The following is a 15,060-nucleotide window of genomic DNA, read 5'->3' as shown; positions in this document are numbered from 1 at the left end:
TGTGGTAACTGATGCTACCCACTGCCGAGATACCCAGCGCTGCTCGGGATGACAGAATTACCACTCGGGCGAGATGCTTCGGCTGCGCCTCTGCATGACGTTCAGTCAACTCACCACTCTCTTCTAACTACTAAACACATGTTTCTTCCCATACTTCTTTTTGAGCTGAAATACCGGCTGCGGCGCCCCGCAACCTGGATTTACTTCGGGCTGCTGGCCTTAATGGCGGGGCTGCTGGTGGCGGCTTCGGGCGGCGCGTTTGGCGGCGGTGTCAGCATCGCGCTTGGCGGCGACGGGCAGGTGGTGAAAATAAACTCGCCCTACTCACTGACCCTTATCATCAGCGTGCTGAGCGTGTTCGGGATTATCATTGCCTCGTCGCTGATGGGTAACCCCGTCTACCGCGACTTCGAGTACCAGGCGCACCCGCTGTTCTACACCAAGCCCATCAGCAAGTGGGGCTACCTGGGCGGGCGCTTTCTGGGCTCCTACCTGATTGCGGTGCTGGTGTTCAGCGGCATTCTGGTGGGCGCGGCCGTGGGTAGCATACTGCCCGGCGTGGAGCCCGACCGGTTTCTGGCCGTGGCGCCGGCTGGCAGCTACGTGTGGCCGTTTGTGCTGATTGTGTTGCCCAACCTGCTGTTTACGGGGGCCATCTTCTTCACCATGGCCACGCTCACGCGCAACATCCTGAGCACCTACATCGGGGCTGTGGCGCTGCTCATCGGCTATCTGATTTCCAGCGCCTACACCTCCGACCTCAAAAACGAATACCTAGCCGCCGCCCTCGATGCCTTCGGGCTGGGCGCGCAGTTCTTCACCACCCGCTACTGGACGGCCGCCGAGAAAAACACCCAGCTGCTGCCGCTCGGCTCGTTTATGCTGCTCAACCGCGCCGTGTGGCTGGCCATCGGGTTCGGGCTGCTGGCATTCTGCTACGTGCGGTTCCGGTTTGCCAGCCTGGCCTCCGAGAAGGTGTCGAAGAAAACCCGCAAAGCCACCGCGGCGGCCTTGCCCGAAGCGGCGCTGGCTCCGGCCGGCGCTACGCTGCGCCTGCCCACGGTGCACCAGGATTTCAGCGGCGCCATGCACCTGCGCCAGTGGTGGAGTCTCACCAAGCTGGAGTTTCGGGGCATCGTACGCAACCGCTACTTCGCGGCGCTGGTGGGCGCGGGCGTGATTTTTCTGCTGGCCATGGTGTCGCAGGTAGGCAAAACCTTCGATACCACCACCTACCCCGTCACGCACGAAGTCCTGACGCTGGCCAGCGGCTCGTTTTTCCTGTTCTTTCTGGCCATCATCATCTTCTACTCCGGTGAGCTGGTGTGGCGCGAGCGGGAAGCCCGCGTGGCCCAGATTGCCGACGCCGTGCCGGTGCCCTCGTGGGTGCCGTTTCTGAGCAAGCTGGCCGCCCTGGGGCTGGTGCAGGTGGTGCTGCTGCTGATGGTGATGGTAGTGGGTTTGCTGATTCAGACCTTCAAAGGCTATTTCCACTACGAAATCGGGCTCTACCTCCAGGCGCTGTTTCTGTACCAGCTGCCGTATCTGCTGCTGATCTGCGTGCTGGCCATGCTCACGCAGGTGGTCGTCAACAACAAGTACCTGGGCTTTTTCGTGGTGGTGCTCTACTACGTGGCCAACATCTTCCGCTCCGACATCGGCCTGGGCCACCGCCTGCTGGCCTACGGCGGCGGCCCAGGCCCCGGCCCCTACTCCGACATGAACGGCTACGGCCACTTCCTGCCGGCCTTCTGGTGGAGCAAGCTGCTGTGGGCGGGCGTGGCTTTGCTGTTTGTGCTGCTCGGTAACCTGCTGTGGGTGCGCGGCACCGACGCCGGCAACCGCCTGCGGGAAGCCCGCCGCCGCTGGGGCGCGGGCAGCACCGCCACCCTGGCCGCCGGCCTGCTCATCAGCCTCGGGGCCGGCGCCTACATCTTCTACAACACCAACGTGCTCAACAAATACCGCACGGCCAAGCAGAACGAGCAGCTGCAGCTGCGCTACGAGCAGCTCTACCGCCGCCTCAAGGACGTGCGCCAGCCGCGCATCGTGGCCGTGAGCGTGAATACCGACATCTTCCCCGGCACCCGCGCCGTGCACTTCGAGGGCCGCTACATGCTGGTCAACAAGCACAGTCAGCCCCTCGATACGGTGCTGGTAAGCTTGCCGGCCGAGTTGAACCCACGCGTGCAGGCCATCAGCCTGGGCGCCCCCGGACAGGCCACGCTGGCCCTGCAGGATACCACGTTCCAGCTGCGCCTCTACCGCCTGGCCCAGCCCCTGGCCCCCGGCGACTCGCTGCCGCTCACGTTCCGCCTCGCGTACCAGGAGTGCGGCTTCCCCAACTCGGATTCCAACACCGATATCGTCTACAACGGCACGTTCGTCAACAGCCGCTACCTGCCGGGCCTGGGCTACCGCGAAGAAGCCGAGCTGAGCAGCGACAAAGACCGCAAAACCTACGGCCTGCAGCCCAAGCCGCGCATGGCACGCGTCGACGACCTGAAGGCCCGCCAGAACACCTACATCAGTAACGACGCCGACTGGATCCGGTTTGAAACCACCGTCAGCACCGACGCCGACCAGACGGCCATGGCCCCTGGCTACCTGCAGAAAGAATGGACTAAAGACGGCCGCCGCTACTTCCACTACAAGATGGACCGGCCCATGCTCAACTTCTACACCTTCCTGTCGGCGCGCTACCAGAAGTACACCGACAAGTGGGTTGACACCGCCGGCGGGCGCACCCTGCCCATTGAAATCTACTACCAGCCCGGCCACGAGTACAACCTGAAGCGCATGGCCGCCGGCGCCAAAGAGGCCCTGAGCTACTGCTCGGCCAACTTCTCGCCCTACCAGCACCGGCAGCTGCGCATTCTAGAGTTTCCGCGCTACCAGAGCTTCGCGCAGAGCTTCGCCAACACGGTGCCGTTTTCGGAAAGCATCGGCTTCATTGCCAAAGTGGATGAAAATGACCCCGAAAGCCTCGACTATCCGTTCTACGTGACGGCCCACGAGGTAGCGCACCAGTGGTGGGCCCACCAGGTTATCGGGGGCAACGTGCAGGGCAGCACCCTCATGGCCGAAGCCATGGCCGAGTACAGCGCCCTGATGGTGGCCCGCAAGCGCTACGGCTTGTCTACCATGGAGCGCTGGATGAAAATCGACATGAACCGCTATCTGGGCGGCCGGGCCGTTGAGCGCAAGAAGGAAGTGCCGCTGGCGCTGGTCGAAAACCAGACCTACATCCACTACGGCAAGGGCTCCGTGACCATGTACGCCCTGCAGGACTACCTCGGCGAAGCAAAGCTGAACGGCGCCCTGAAGCAGTACGTGCAGGCTGTGGCCTACCAGCAGCCGCCCTACACCAATTCGCCGGAGTTTGTCGGCTACCTGCGCCGCGCCGCCCCCGACTCGCTGCAGAACCTGCTCACCGACCTGTTCGACCGCATCACGCTCTACGACAACCGCGTGACCGACGCCACCGCCAAAAAGCTCCCCGACGGCCGCTACCAGGTGAACCTGACGGTGCAAAGCGCCAAGCTCTACGCCGACAGCCTCGGCAACCAGCGCCCCGCCCCCCTGCGCGACTACCTGCCCGTGGCCGTCTTCCCCGAGCCCGGCAAAGACAAGCAGCCCGCCGCGCCGCTGGTGCTGGAAAAGCGCCGCTTCGTAGCCGGCAAAAACCAGCTGCAGTTCATCGTGAACAAAAAGCCCGCCTCCGTCGCCCTCGACCCCTACCACGAGCTAGTAGACCGGGACCTGGAGGACAACAAGAAGGATGTGAAGCTGTAGGCTTCCTGCACCTTGCTGCTCAAACAAAAGCGCCACTCCAAGCCGGAGTGGCGCTTTTTTTGGTTGCTGGCTACCTCTTTCTTATTTCCCTACCACGTCGGTCTTGATGCTCAATTCCTTCAGCTGCGCGCCCGAAATCTGCGAGGGCGAGTCAATCATGACGTCGCGGCCGGAGTTGTTTTTGGGGAAGGCGATGAAGTCGCGGATAGAGTCGGCGCCGCCGAAGAGGCTGCAGAGGCGGTCGAAGCCGAAGGCAATGCCGCCGTGCGGAGGCGCACCGTATTCGAAGGCGTCGAGCAGGAAGCCGAACTGCGCTTTGGCCTCTTCATCGGAGAAGCCCAGCAGGCTGAACATGCGGGCCTGCACCGCGCGGTCGTGGATGCGGATGGAGCCGCCGCCCACTTCCACACCGTTGATTACCATGTCGTAAGCGTTGGCGCGCACTTCCCCAATGGTATCGGGGTTATCGAGCAGTGCTACGTCCTCGGGCTTGGGCGAGGTGAAGGGGTGGTGCATGGCGAAGTAGCGGCCTTCCTCCTCGATGTACTCGAGCAGCGGGAAATCCAATACCCACAGCGCCGAGAAGGTGTCCTTGTCGCGCAGGCCGAGGCGCTGGCCCATTTCCAGGCGCAGCTCCGAAAGGGCCTTGCGGGTCTTGTTTGGGTCGCCGGCCAGGATGAGCAGCAGGTCGCCGGGCTGAGCGTTGAAGGCGGCTTTCCACTGCTGCAGCGCCTCCTGGGAGTAAAACTTATCCACCGACGATTTTACGGAGCCATCGGCTTCCACGCGGGCGTACACCAGGCCGGTAGCGCCAATCTGCGGGCGCTTCACGTACTCGGTCAGCTCGTCGAGCTGCTTGCGGGTGTAGCTGGCCGCGCCGGTGGCGCAGATGCCCACTACCAGGCCGGCGGCCTCAAACACCGGGAAGTTGTGGCCCTTGGCCACGTCGTTGAGCTCCACAAACTTCATCTCGAAGCGCGTGTCGGGCTTGTCGTTGCCGTAGTAGCGCATGGCATCGGCGTAGGTCATGCGGGGTAGCTGGCCGATTTCCAGGCTCTTCACCTCACGGAACAGGTATTGCACCAGCCCCTCGAAGGTGTTGAGGATATCTTCCTGCTCCACAAACGACATTTCGCAGTCAATCTGCGTGAATTCAGGCTGGCGGTCGGCGCGCAGGTCCTCGTCGCGGAAGCACTTTACAATCTGGAAATACCGGTCGAAGCCCGACACCATCAGCAGCTGCTTGAAGGTCTGGGGGCTCTGGGGCAGGGCGTAGAACTCGCCGGGGTTCATGCGGGACGGCACCACGAAGTCGCGGGCACCTTCGGGCGTGCTTTTGATGAGCACCGGGGTTTCCACTTCGATGAACTCCTGGCCGTCGAGGTAGCGGCGGGTGGCCTGGGCCACGCGGTGGCGCAGCATCAGGTTCTGGCGCACGGGGGCGCGGCGCAAATCGAGGTAGCGGTACTTCATCCGCAGGTCGTCGCCGCCGTCGGTGTCGTCCTCAATCAGGAAGGGCGGCAGCTTGGCGGGGTTGAGCACCTCGATGCTTTCCACCCGGATTTCGATGCCGCCAGTGGGCATTTTGTCGTTTTTGGAGTGGCGCTCGGCCACTTTGCCGGTCACCGACAGCACGAACTCGCGGCCCAGCTGGCGGGCCTGCTCGCGCACTTCGGCGGTTTCCACGCCTTCTTCCAGGGCCAACTGCGTGAGGCCGTACCGGTCGCGCAGATCCACCCACAGAATGCCGCCTTTGTCGCGGGTGCGCTGCACCCAGCCGCAGAGCGTGACGGTTTGGCCAATGTGTTCGGGGCGAAGTTCGCCGCAGGTGTGCGTCCGGAGCATGTTGTCTGGTAATGAGTATTGAGTAGATAGTATCGAGTACCCGACTAGCGGTGTGGTACTGGCGGCAGGGGGCAAAAACCCTCACTACTCCGTACTTAATACTCCATACTAATAAGGGCGAAGGTAACCAGTAAAATCAGGAGAAGGCGAGAAATTCGTGGGCCGCCATGTGACAAAAGGCAGGTTGAATTGGGGTTAACAGCTGATTTCAGCCCTTGCAGCGGCATTTGCGTACCGATGCAGTAAGTTCGGCACGGAGTATGCAAACCGCCACTCCATACTCGTTCTGCATCTGCTCCAACTCCTCTTTTTTTTGCTTCCCATGAAACGCCCTGTACTGCTCGCGCTGGCCGCCACGCTCCTCTCCTTCTCGGCCGCCCAGGCCCAGACCAAGGTAAAAACCAAATCCGAAGCCAACGGGACCGAGATTAAAACCAAGTCCAAGACCGACGCCGAGCCCGTCGTGCTGAATGGCCCCATCAAGCGCGTGGAAACGCTGTCGGGCATCGACGTATTTCCGGCTTCCAGCGGCCAGAGCATCATGCTCAGCTTCACGCAGCAGTTCACCAAGCCCGGCACGCTGGTGATGACCAACTACAAAAAGCAGCCCGTGTACACCATGGCGCTTGACCCGCAGAACAACACCGGCGAGCCGGTAGACCTAGGCCGCATTCCGGCCGGCACCTACCTCATCGAGGCCAAAACCGGCAACTACGTGTACTGGAAGAGCGTCCGCATCAAGTATCCGTCGGCGCCGGTGTCCAAGAAGCGCCGCTAGCAGGCACTGTCATTCCGACGCAGGAGGAATCTGGGTCAGCTCCGTATCAACGACGTTAACTCAGATTCCTCCTACGTCGGAATGACAAGTGCTTATCCCCCTTTTTCTGGCTCCGGAGTCGTTGTGACTTCGGAGCCTTTTGGTACCCTGCCGGCCGTCGGCGGGGGTTCCGTCGTACCTTTGCGCCCTATGAAAATCCCTGCTCGTTTCCTGCGCTTGGCGCCGCTGCTGCTGGCGGTGCTGCTGCTGGCCGCCTTTGCCGCGCCCAAACTCAAGAAGACCGCCATCACCAAAAACCTCACGGTGGGCGTGCCTGAAGGCTTTTCGGCCCTGCCCGACGACGGCATTGCGGTGAAGTACCCCTCGCCGCGCAAGCCGCTGGCCGTGTTCAGCAACAGCAGCGGCCGCGTCGATTTCAGCGTGGCCCAGAAGCCCAGCACCTTCACCAGCCGCGACTACGCCCTGCTGCTCAAAATATACAAGGCCAGCATCCAGAACATGTACTCGAAGGTGGAATTCCTGTCCGAGGACATCCGCACCATCAACAAGCGCGACTTCGTGGCCCTGGAGTTCGTCTCGACGGTGGCCGACACCCGCCGCACCAGCAACCTGGCTCCCATCCGCCGCTACCAGATGGTGCAGTACACCATCACCGGCGACCAGCTCACGGTGTTCACCTTCGTGGCCCCCGCCGAAGAGCAGCCGCAGTGGCAGCCCACCGCCCGCGCCGTGATGAACAGCATTGTGATGAAGTAACCCAGAACGTCATGCAGAGGCGCAGCCGAAGCATCTCGCTAGTGAAGTAATCTAAGTCATTCCGAGCGGAGCGAGGAATCTCGCGTGCTGACGTTGAGTTACTATTACAACGTCAGCACGCGAGATGCTTCGGCTGCGCCTCTGCATGACGTTCTTTCTCATTTCCACCGAATGCCCCTTTCCATCTACTCCGACGACCACTACATGCGCGAGGCGCTGAAGCAGGCGCGCTACGCGTTTGACGAGGAGGAAATTCCGATTGGGGCCGTGGTGGTGCTCGATGGGCAGATTATTGCGCGGGCCTACAACCAGACCGAGAAGCTGCGCGACGTGACGGCCCACGCCGAAATGCTGGCCCTGACGGCCGCCGCCAACCACCTCGGCAACAAATACCTCACCGACTGCACCCTCTACGTGACCGTGGAGCCCTGCGTGATGTGCGCCGGCGCCACCGCCTGGGCCCAGCTGCGGCGCGTGGTGTACGGCGCCGAGGAGCCCAAATTCGGCTACCGTCGCCACGGCCAGCTGTTGCACCCCAAAGCCGAGGTGGTGCCCGGCGTGCTGGCCGAGGAGTGCGGCAGCCTTATGCGCGAGTTCTTCGCCCGAAAGCGGAAATAGGCTACTTTTGGCCGCCGCCGTAACCCAATGCGGGCTGCGGCGGTTTTAGTGTCGTACGCGTACCAAAGAACGTCATGCTGAGCTTGCCGAAGCATCTCTACCGCTTCGTTCTCACGATTGAGTTAACCAGCGGTAGAGACGCTTCGGCAAGCTCAGCATGACGGCCTGATTTTCAACTCTCCCCTTTTCACCCCAAAACCCCTAGCATTATGGCTTTCGAACTGCCCAAACTGCCCTACGACTACGCCGCCTTGGAGCCGCACATTGATGCGCAGACCATGGAAATCCACCATAGCAAGCACCATCAGGCTTACGTTACCAACCTCAACAATGCCGTAGCCGGCACGGAGCTGGAAGGCAAGAGCCTCGAAGACCTGATGCAGAACATTGCCTCGGCTCCGGCCGCGGTGCGCAACAACGGCGGTGGCCACTGGAACCACTCCTTCTTCTGGCAGATCCTCGGCCCGAACGGCGGCGGTGAGCCAACCGGCGCCGTAGGCGAAGCCATCAACAAGGCATTCGGCAGCTACGAGAAGTTCAAGGAAGAATTCACGAAGGCCGCTACCATGCGCTTTGGCTCGGGCTGGGCCTGGCTGTGCAAGCAGGCCGACGGCTCGGTGGCTATTTCCTCGACGCCCAACCAGGACAACCCGCTGATGCCCGACACCGGCATCAAAGGCACGCCGCTGCTGGGCCTCGACGTGTGGGAGCACGCCTACTACCTCAAGTACCAGAACCGTCGCCCCGACTACGTGGCCGCCTTCTACAACGCCATCAACTGGGACGAAGTAAACAAGCGCTTCGCCGAAGCCGCTTAGTTTCCCTCTGGCTTCTGTTAACCGCTGAAGAAGCCTCTGCCCGCCCGGGCAGGGGCTTTTTTGTGCGCCGGCCGGATGGCTTCACCAATTCTTTTGCTCCTGGCAAAACCTTTTCGACTGGTTAACGCTTTAGGAGCAGTTCATGTACCTACATTGATTTTTCGCCCTATGGCTTCCAAACTTCTTTCCTCGGCCCAGCTGGGCTCGCTCACGCTTGAGAACCACCTCGCCATGGCGCCCATGACGCGCGCCCGCTCGCTGGCCAACGTGCCCGGCTCGCTGGTGGCCGAGTACTACGCCCAGCGTGCCACGGCTGGCCTCATCATCACCGAAGGCACTTCGCCCTCGGCCAACGGCTTGGGCTACGCCCGCATTCCCGGCCTGTTCAACCAGGAGCAGGTAGCTGGCTGGAAGCTGACCACCGACGCCGTGCACGCCAAAGGCGGCAAGATTTTCGTGCAGTTTATGCACACCGGCCGGGTATCGCACCCCCTGAACATGCCCGAAGGCACCGAAGTAGTAGCTCCCTCAGCCATCGCCGCCGCCGGCGACATGTGGACCGACCAGCAGCAGATGCAGCCCCAGCCCACGCCCCGCGCCCTCACGACCGAGGAAGTAAAAGGCTTGGTGCAGGATTTCGCGAAGGCGGCCAAGCTGGCTGTTGAGGCTGGTTTTGATGGCGTGGAGCTGCACGCTGCCAACGGCTACCTGCTCGAGCAGTTCCTCAACCCCCACAGCAACCAGCGCACCGACGAGTACGGGGGCAGCCTGGAAAACCGCGCCCGCTTCGTGCTGGAAGTAGCCGACGCTACGGTCGCTGCCATCGGGGCCGAGCGCACCGGCATCCGCCTCTCGCCCTGGAGCACGTTCAACGACATGGCCCTCGCCGACGACATCGACGCGCTATATGAGTACTTGGCCACCGAGCTGCAGAAGCGCAATCTGGTGTATCTGCACCTGATCAACCAGGAGAACCCGAAGTGCGCCGCCACCATCGACAACCTCCGCACCAAGTTCACCAACACCCTCATCCTGTGCGGCGGCTACAACGCCGAGCAGGCCGAAGCCGAGCTGCAAAAAGGCCGCGCTGACCTCGTAGCCTTTGGCCGCGACTACATCAGCAACCCCGACCTGGCCGAGCGCTTCGAGCAGCACGCGCCCCTCACCCCCGGCGACCAGAGCACGTTCTACGCCCCGGGCCCCGAGGGCTTCCACCAGGGCTACACTGACTACCCTACCCTGGCGCAGGCGTAGCACCTTCCCGCTTCGCGCTTATTTCCAAAGCCCCCCGGCCCCTCTGGCCGGGGGGCTTTTTGCTGGCCCGGAACAGCGCCATGGCTGCCTGCAGCCGCTACAGGCGGGGCGGAGCGCCCGGGCAACGGCCCATTTCACCGGATAGATTTCTCTATCTTTAGGTTTCAAATTGTGTTCCCCCCACTTTTCTCACCAGTAGTTGCATGAGTACCAAGCTGCGTCTCACTATTCTGAGCTTTTTACAGTTTTTCATCTGGGGCTCGTGGCTGATAACCATCGGGGCGTACTGGTTTCAGACCAAGCAGTGGTCGGGCGCGCAGTTTGGGGCCATCTTCTCCACGATGGGCATTGCCTCCATCTTCATGCCCTCCATCATGGGCATCATTGCCGATAAGTATGTGAATGCCGAGAAGCTCTACGGCGTCCTGCATATTCTGGGCGGCGCGGTGCTGTGCACGGTGCCCCTCGTCACGGACCCCGGCACCTTTTTCTGGGTGATTCTGCTGAACATGATTTTCTACATGCCCACGCTGGCCCTCAGCATTGCCGTCTCGTACTCGGTGCTGAAGCGGCAGGGCCTGGACGTGGTGAAGGACTACCCGCCCATCCGGGTGTGGGGCACCATCGGCTTCATTGTGGCCATGTGGACGGTGAGTCTGCTGGGCTTCGAGAAGTCGGCCAACCAGTTCTACATTGCTGCCGCCGCCGCGTTTGCGCTGGGCATCTACTCGTTCACGCTACCCGCCTGCCCGCCCACGGCCAAAGACACGCCCAGCCGCTCGCTGGTGGATGTGCTGGGCCTGAAGTCGTTTGCCTTGCTGCGCGACACCAAGATGCTCACCTTCTTCCTGTTCGCGCTGCTGCTGGGTGCTGCCCTGCAGCTCACCAACGCCTACGGCGACACCTTCCTGCACGATTTCGACAAGGTACCGGCCTACAAAGACACGTTTGCCGTGAAGTACCCGGCTATCATCATGTCCATCTCACAGGTGTCGGAAACGCTGTTTATTCTGGCTATTCCGTTCTTTTTGCGCCGCTTCGGCATCAAGCAGGTGATGCTGTTCAGCATGATTGCCTGGGTGCTGCGCTTCGGCCTGCTGGCCTACGGCACGCCCGACCAGCCCGGCATCTGGCTGATTGTGCTGTCGTGCATCGTCTACGGCATGGCCTTCGACTTCTTCAACATCTCCGGCTCGCTGTTCGTGGAAACCCAGACGGCCTCCAGCATCCGGGCCAGCGCCCAGGGCCTGTTCATGATGATGACCAACGGCTTTGGCGCCGTGCTGGGCAGCTCCGTCAGCGGCCTGGTCATCGAGCACTACTTCACCAACCCCGCCGACCAAACCAAAGACTGGCACGGCATCTGGCTGGCCTTTGCCGCCTACGCCCTCGTTATTGCGGTGCTGTTTGTGGTGCTGTTCAAGCACAAGCACAACCCGCAGGAAGTGGCCGCCACCGAGCACGCCGAGCCGCTGCTGGCCACCGAAGTGTAGCCAGCTGCAGCCACCAGTATTAAAACAGTATAAAACCAGTCTGTTTCTGGCACAACAAAAAACCCGCTCTGCAGTGCGCAGGGCGGGTTTTTTGTTGTTATTCCATTCCAGAAAAACGAGTTAGCTGGATGACACTATGCTACGGATTGTTCGTAATCTGTGTAATTCAGCTAATCTGCAAAATCTGTGATTTAGAACTGCTCGTCAGCCGAGAAGTAGAAGTCGCCTTCGATCTGGGCGTTTTCGTCGGAGTCGGAACCGTGTACGGCGTTGGCTTCGATGCTCTTGGCGTACTTCTTCCGGATGGTGCCTTCGGCGGCCTGGGCGGGGTTGGTAGCGCCGATGAGGGTACGGAAGTCAGCTACGGCGTTATCCTTCTCCAGGATAGCCGCCACGATGGGGCCCGACGACATGTACGACACCAGGTCGTTGTAGAAAGGACGCTCCTTGTGTACTTCGTAGAATTTGCCGGCGCGCTCAGCCGTCAGCTGCACTTTTTTCAGGGCAACAATGCGGAAGCCGCCCTCCTCAATCATGCTCAGGATGCCACCGATGTGGTTGTCCTGGGTGGCATCGGGCTTAATCATGGTGAACGTGCGGTTCGTAGCCATTGGGTCTTTATCGTTAGGGGTGAAGAAAATTGCGGTCAGCAAAGCGCCAAAGCGTTTGCGGCCACAAAAGTAGCGGGATTTGCCCGCAATAATGTGGCCGGCGCCGAAATGTGCTTGGTCCCGAAAAATAATCGGGGCGCCGGGCGCCGCATTTACGGCCCTCTCCAACCCGCCCAAAAACCACCGTGCCGGACGCAGCCGCGCTATTTGGCCGGCGCGCCACCCACCGATTGCGGCAGTTGCGCTTATTTCCTCCGACCTTCGGCGCACTAAACCCGGGGCCATGTTGTTGGAACCCGGATTATTTCCGACTTTTGCCGCCTTTGTACGCGGCCTAAACCACCGAAATTCAGTCACCTACCCCGTAGGCAATGTCCACAATATCTGAGTTAAAGGAGCTGCTGTCGCAGCCCCGGCAGGTCTTCATCACCACTCACCACAAGCCCGACGCCGATGCCTTGGGCTCGTCGCTGGGCCTGGCGGGCTACCTGCGCAAAAAAGGTCATTCCGTGACGGTTGTGACGCCTTCCGACTACCCCAACTTCCTGGCCTGGATGCCCGGCAACGAGGAGGTAGTGGTGTATGAGCGCCGCGAAAACGATGCCCAGGTGCGCGACATCATCAACGCCGCCGAGGTGCTGTTCTGCCTGGACTTCTCCTGCCTGGGCCGCATCAACGAGATGGGCGAGTACATCCGCCACGCCCCCGGCACCAAGGTGCTCATCGACCACCACCAGGAGCCCGAGGCCTTTGCCGACCTCGACTACTCCAACTCCAGCGCCGCCGCCACGGCCGAGCTGGTGTTTGAGGTGATCCGCGACCTGGGCGACCAGGACCTGATCGACAAGGGCATCGGCGAGTGTCTGTACGCGGGCATCATGACCGATACGGGCTCGTTCCGGCACCCCAGCACCTCGCGCAACGTGCACCTGATTATTGCCGAGCTGCTCAACGCCGGCATCAACCTCTCCGACGTGCACCGCCGCATCTACGACTCGCACTCCGAGCAGCGGCTGCGCTTCCTGGGCTTCGTGCTGAAAGACAAGCTCACGGTGCTGCGCGAGTACAATACGGCCTACATTGCCATTACCCAGGCCGAACTCAAGGAATACGACTCCAAAACCGGCGACACCGAAGGCCTCGTCAACTTTGCGCTCAGCATCGAGGGCATCGTGTTTGCCGCTGTGCTCATCGACCGTGGGCAGGCCATCAAGATTTCGTTCCGCTCGGTGGGCGACTTCTCGGTGAGCAGCTTCTCGCGCGACCATTTCCAGGGCGGCGGCCACCACAACGCCGCCGGCGGCATCAGCCACGACCGGCTGGAGCCCACCGTGCAACGTTTCCTCTCTTTATTGCCTCAATACCAAAACCGACTGGTGACGGCCCCGCTGGCAGTTGCGCCACCTTCCGCGTAACTTGCCTGAAATTTCCTTTTCACCCCTTCTCTGCTTCATGCAATTGCATCGCAACATTCTGAGCCTGGCCCTGGCGGCCGGCATCCTGGGCCTGGCTTCCTGCAACAAGGGCGGCGGCGACTTTGCCAAAACCAAAACAGGCATCGAGTATAAGATTTTCAAAAACGACGGCGGCACGAAGTACTCGGCCCGTGAAATCGGCCCCGACGGCGACGCTACCTACAAGGACCGCCTGGGCAAAATCCTGGCCCTGGACGTAGAATACCGCTCGTACAAAGACTCGGTACTGTTCAACTCGCGCAAGCAGCAGGGCATTCCGATGCGCATTGAGCTGCAGGATCTGAAGGTGAAAGGCGGCTTAGAAGAGGCCCTGTCGATGCTGCAGCCCGGCGACTCGGGCGTGTTCCGCTTCAACGTGGACACCATCTTCGCCAAGAGCTTCCGCCAGCCGGTGCCTCCGTTCATGAAGCCGGCCGCCGGCAAAGACGGCAAGCCGAGCACGGAGCCCGTGTACATGACCATGTTCGTGAAGGCCCAGAAGCTGCAGACCCGCGAGGAGGCTCAGGCCGATCAGCAGAAGATGATGATGGAGCAGCAGCAGAAAATGGCGGCCCACGCCGAAGAGCAGCTGAAGAAGGACGACGTGATTCTGCAGGACTACGTGAAGAAAAACAACCTCACCATGCAGAAAGACGCTTCGGGCGTGTACTATATGGTGACCAAGCCCGGCACCGGCCCCAAGCCCAAGGCTGGCCAGACGGTTTCGGTGCTCTACAAAGGCTCGCTGCTGGACGGCAAAGTGTTTGACTCGTCGGAGAAGATGGGCAACAAGCCGATTGACTTCCCGATTGGCGTCGGCCAGGTGATTCCGGGCTGGGACAAGGCCATTCCGCTGCTGGCCAAAGGCAGCAAGGCCACGCTGCTGATTCCGTCGTCGCTGGCCTACGGGCAGCGCGGCGCCGGTGCCGACATTCCTGCCGACGCGCCCCTGCGCTTCGACGTGGAGCTGGTGGACGTGAAGTAAAGTTTCCGGCCGCGGCCGGCTTCGGCCGCGGCTTTTTACCCTTTTTTAGTTGCGTACGCATATGAAACTCGGATTCAAAAACTCGGTGCTGGTGCGCGTAGCTGCTCTGGTGCTGGCCGTAGCCGCTCCAGCCCTTTCGGGCTGCAACAAAACGGATTACGCCCAGCAGCAGGAAGACCGCCAGAACGAGTACAAGGTGAAAGATGACGCCTTGATTCAGGCGTACCTGACGCGCAAAAACATCACGGCCGGCGACGGCGTGAACCAGTACACCCGCCTCAGCGACGCCGAAAACAACGGTCTGTACCTAGTGAAGCTCAGCGACGGCCCGGCCACCAACCCCCTCATCACCAGCGGCAAGCAAGCCGAAGTGAAGTACGTTGGCCGTTTTCTGCGCGAAACCAACGAAAGCACCATCTTCGACAACTCGGCCGATAACCGTACGCCCTGCGGCTGCATTCCGGTAACGGTAGGCGCCGGCCGCGTAATCAAAGGCTGGGACCAGGCATTGCTGAAGATGCGTAAAGGCGACCGAAAACTGCTGCTGGTGCCTTCTTATCTGGCTTACGGCCAAGTTGGCAGCGGCACCATTCCCGGCGACGAGCCTCTTCTCTTCGACATGGAAATCCTGGACGTACGGTAGTACTTTCCTT

Annotated in this window: 12 protein-coding genes; 10 read left to right on the top strand and 2 right to left on the bottom strand. The window is 61.3% G+C overall.

Features of this window, described 5'->3' with window-relative positions; genetic code table 11:
* Positions 1 to 138 precede the first annotated feature (138 nt).
* Positions 139 to 3,795, top strand: coding sequence for an ABC transporter permease/M1 family aminopeptidase (locus tag O9Z63_RS00270; protein WP_270127240.1), 3,657 nt, complete (start codon positions 139 to 141; stop codon positions 3,793 to 3,795).
* An 81-nt stretch (positions 3,796 to 3,876) separates the two neighbouring features.
* On the opposite strand, the gene aspS is transcribed toward O9Z63_RS00270, so the two are convergent.
* The gene (gene aspS / locus O9Z63_RS00265) at positions 3,877 to 5,640 is read right to left on the bottom strand and encodes an aspartate--tRNA ligase (protein ID WP_270127239.1); all 1,764 of its coding nucleotides are present in this window, start codon (positions 5,638 to 5,640) and stop codon (positions 3,877 to 3,879) included.
* A 322-nt stretch (positions 5,641 to 5,962) separates the two neighbouring features.
* Here aspS and O9Z63_RS00260 point away from each other — a divergent pair, with 322 nt between their 5' ends.
* The 6 genes from O9Z63_RS00260 to O9Z63_RS00235 all read left to right on the top strand — a co-directional run bounded on the left by O9Z63_RS00260 (position 5,963) and on the right by O9Z63_RS00235 (position 11,357).
* Positions 5,963 to 6,418: a hypothetical protein gene (locus O9Z63_RS00260; RefSeq protein WP_270127238.1), complete on the top strand. Its 456-nt coding sequence runs from the start codon at positions 5,963 to 5,965 to the stop codon at positions 6,416 to 6,418.
* A 189-nt stretch (positions 6,419 to 6,607) separates the two neighbouring features.
* Positions 6,608 to 7,174, top strand: coding sequence for a hypothetical protein (locus O9Z63_RS00255; RefSeq protein ID WP_270127237.1), 567 nt, complete (start codon positions 6,608 to 6,610; stop codon positions 7,172 to 7,174).
* A 171-nt stretch (positions 7,175 to 7,345) separates the two neighbouring features.
* Positions 7,346 to 7,792 carry a nucleoside deaminase gene (locus tag O9Z63_RS00250; protein WP_270127236.1) on the top strand — a complete coding sequence of 149 codons (447 nt, stop codon included), beginning with the start codon at positions 7,346 to 7,348 and terminating at the stop codon, positions 7,790 to 7,792.
* 209 nt (positions 7,793 to 8,001) lie between these two features.
* The gene (locus O9Z63_RS00245; protein WP_270127235.1) at positions 8,002 to 8,610 is read left to right on the top strand and encodes a superoxide dismutase; all 609 of its coding nucleotides are present in this window, start codon (positions 8,002 to 8,004) and stop codon (positions 8,608 to 8,610) included.
* A 168-nt stretch (positions 8,611 to 8,778) separates the two neighbouring features.
* The gene (locus O9Z63_RS00240) at positions 8,779 to 9,864 is read left to right on the top strand and encodes an alkene reductase (protein ID WP_270127234.1); all 1,086 of its coding nucleotides are present in this window, start codon (positions 8,779 to 8,781) and stop codon (positions 9,862 to 9,864) included.
* Between the two features lie 203 nt (positions 9,865 to 10,067).
* Positions 10,068 to 11,357, top strand: a complete 1,290-nt coding sequence (locus tag O9Z63_RS00235) for a nucleoside permease (RefSeq protein ID WP_270127233.1) — start codon at positions 10,068 to 10,070, stop codon at positions 11,355 to 11,357.
* 191 nt (positions 11,358 to 11,548) lie between these two features.
* Here the strand turns inward: O9Z63_RS00235 and O9Z63_RS00230 are convergent, their stop codons facing one another.
* Positions 11,549 to 11,968 (bottom strand): nucleoside-diphosphate kinase, encoded by a 420-nt coding sequence (locus O9Z63_RS00230; protein WP_270127231.1) that lies wholly within the window; start codon positions 11,966 to 11,968, stop codon positions 11,549 to 11,551.
* Between the two features lie 371 nt (positions 11,969 to 12,339).
* Here O9Z63_RS00230 and O9Z63_RS00225 point away from each other — a divergent pair, with 371 nt between their 5' ends.
* The 3 genes from O9Z63_RS00225 to O9Z63_RS00215 all read left to right on the top strand — a co-directional run bounded on the left by O9Z63_RS00225 (position 12,340) and on the right by O9Z63_RS00215 (position 15,050).
* Entirely contained in the window at positions 12,340 to 13,383 is a 1,044-nt protein-coding gene (locus O9Z63_RS00225; protein WP_270127230.1) for a DHH family phosphoesterase, read from the top strand.
* A 37-nt stretch (positions 13,384 to 13,420) separates the two neighbouring features.
* On the top strand, positions 13,421 to 14,407 hold the full coding sequence (locus O9Z63_RS00220) for an FKBP-type peptidyl-prolyl cis-trans isomerase (RefSeq protein WP_270127228.1): 987 nt from the start codon (positions 13,421 to 13,423) through the stop codon (positions 14,405 to 14,407).
* A gap of 61 nt (positions 14,408 to 14,468) precedes the next feature.
* A complete protein-coding gene (locus O9Z63_RS00215; protein WP_270127227.1) occupies positions 14,469 to 15,050 on the top strand; it encodes an FKBP-type peptidyl-prolyl cis-trans isomerase in 582 nt (193 codons plus the stop codon).
* Positions 15,051 to 15,060: the final 10 nt, after the last annotated feature.

It is taken from the genome of Hymenobacter yonginensis (genome assembly GCF_027625995.1).
Classification (GTDB): Bacteria; Bacteroidota; Bacteroidia; order Cytophagales; family Hymenobacteraceae; genus Hymenobacter; species Hymenobacter yonginensis.
Note: the sequence above shows the minus strand (reverse complement) of the source record. Positions and strands in the feature narration are given on the sequence as shown.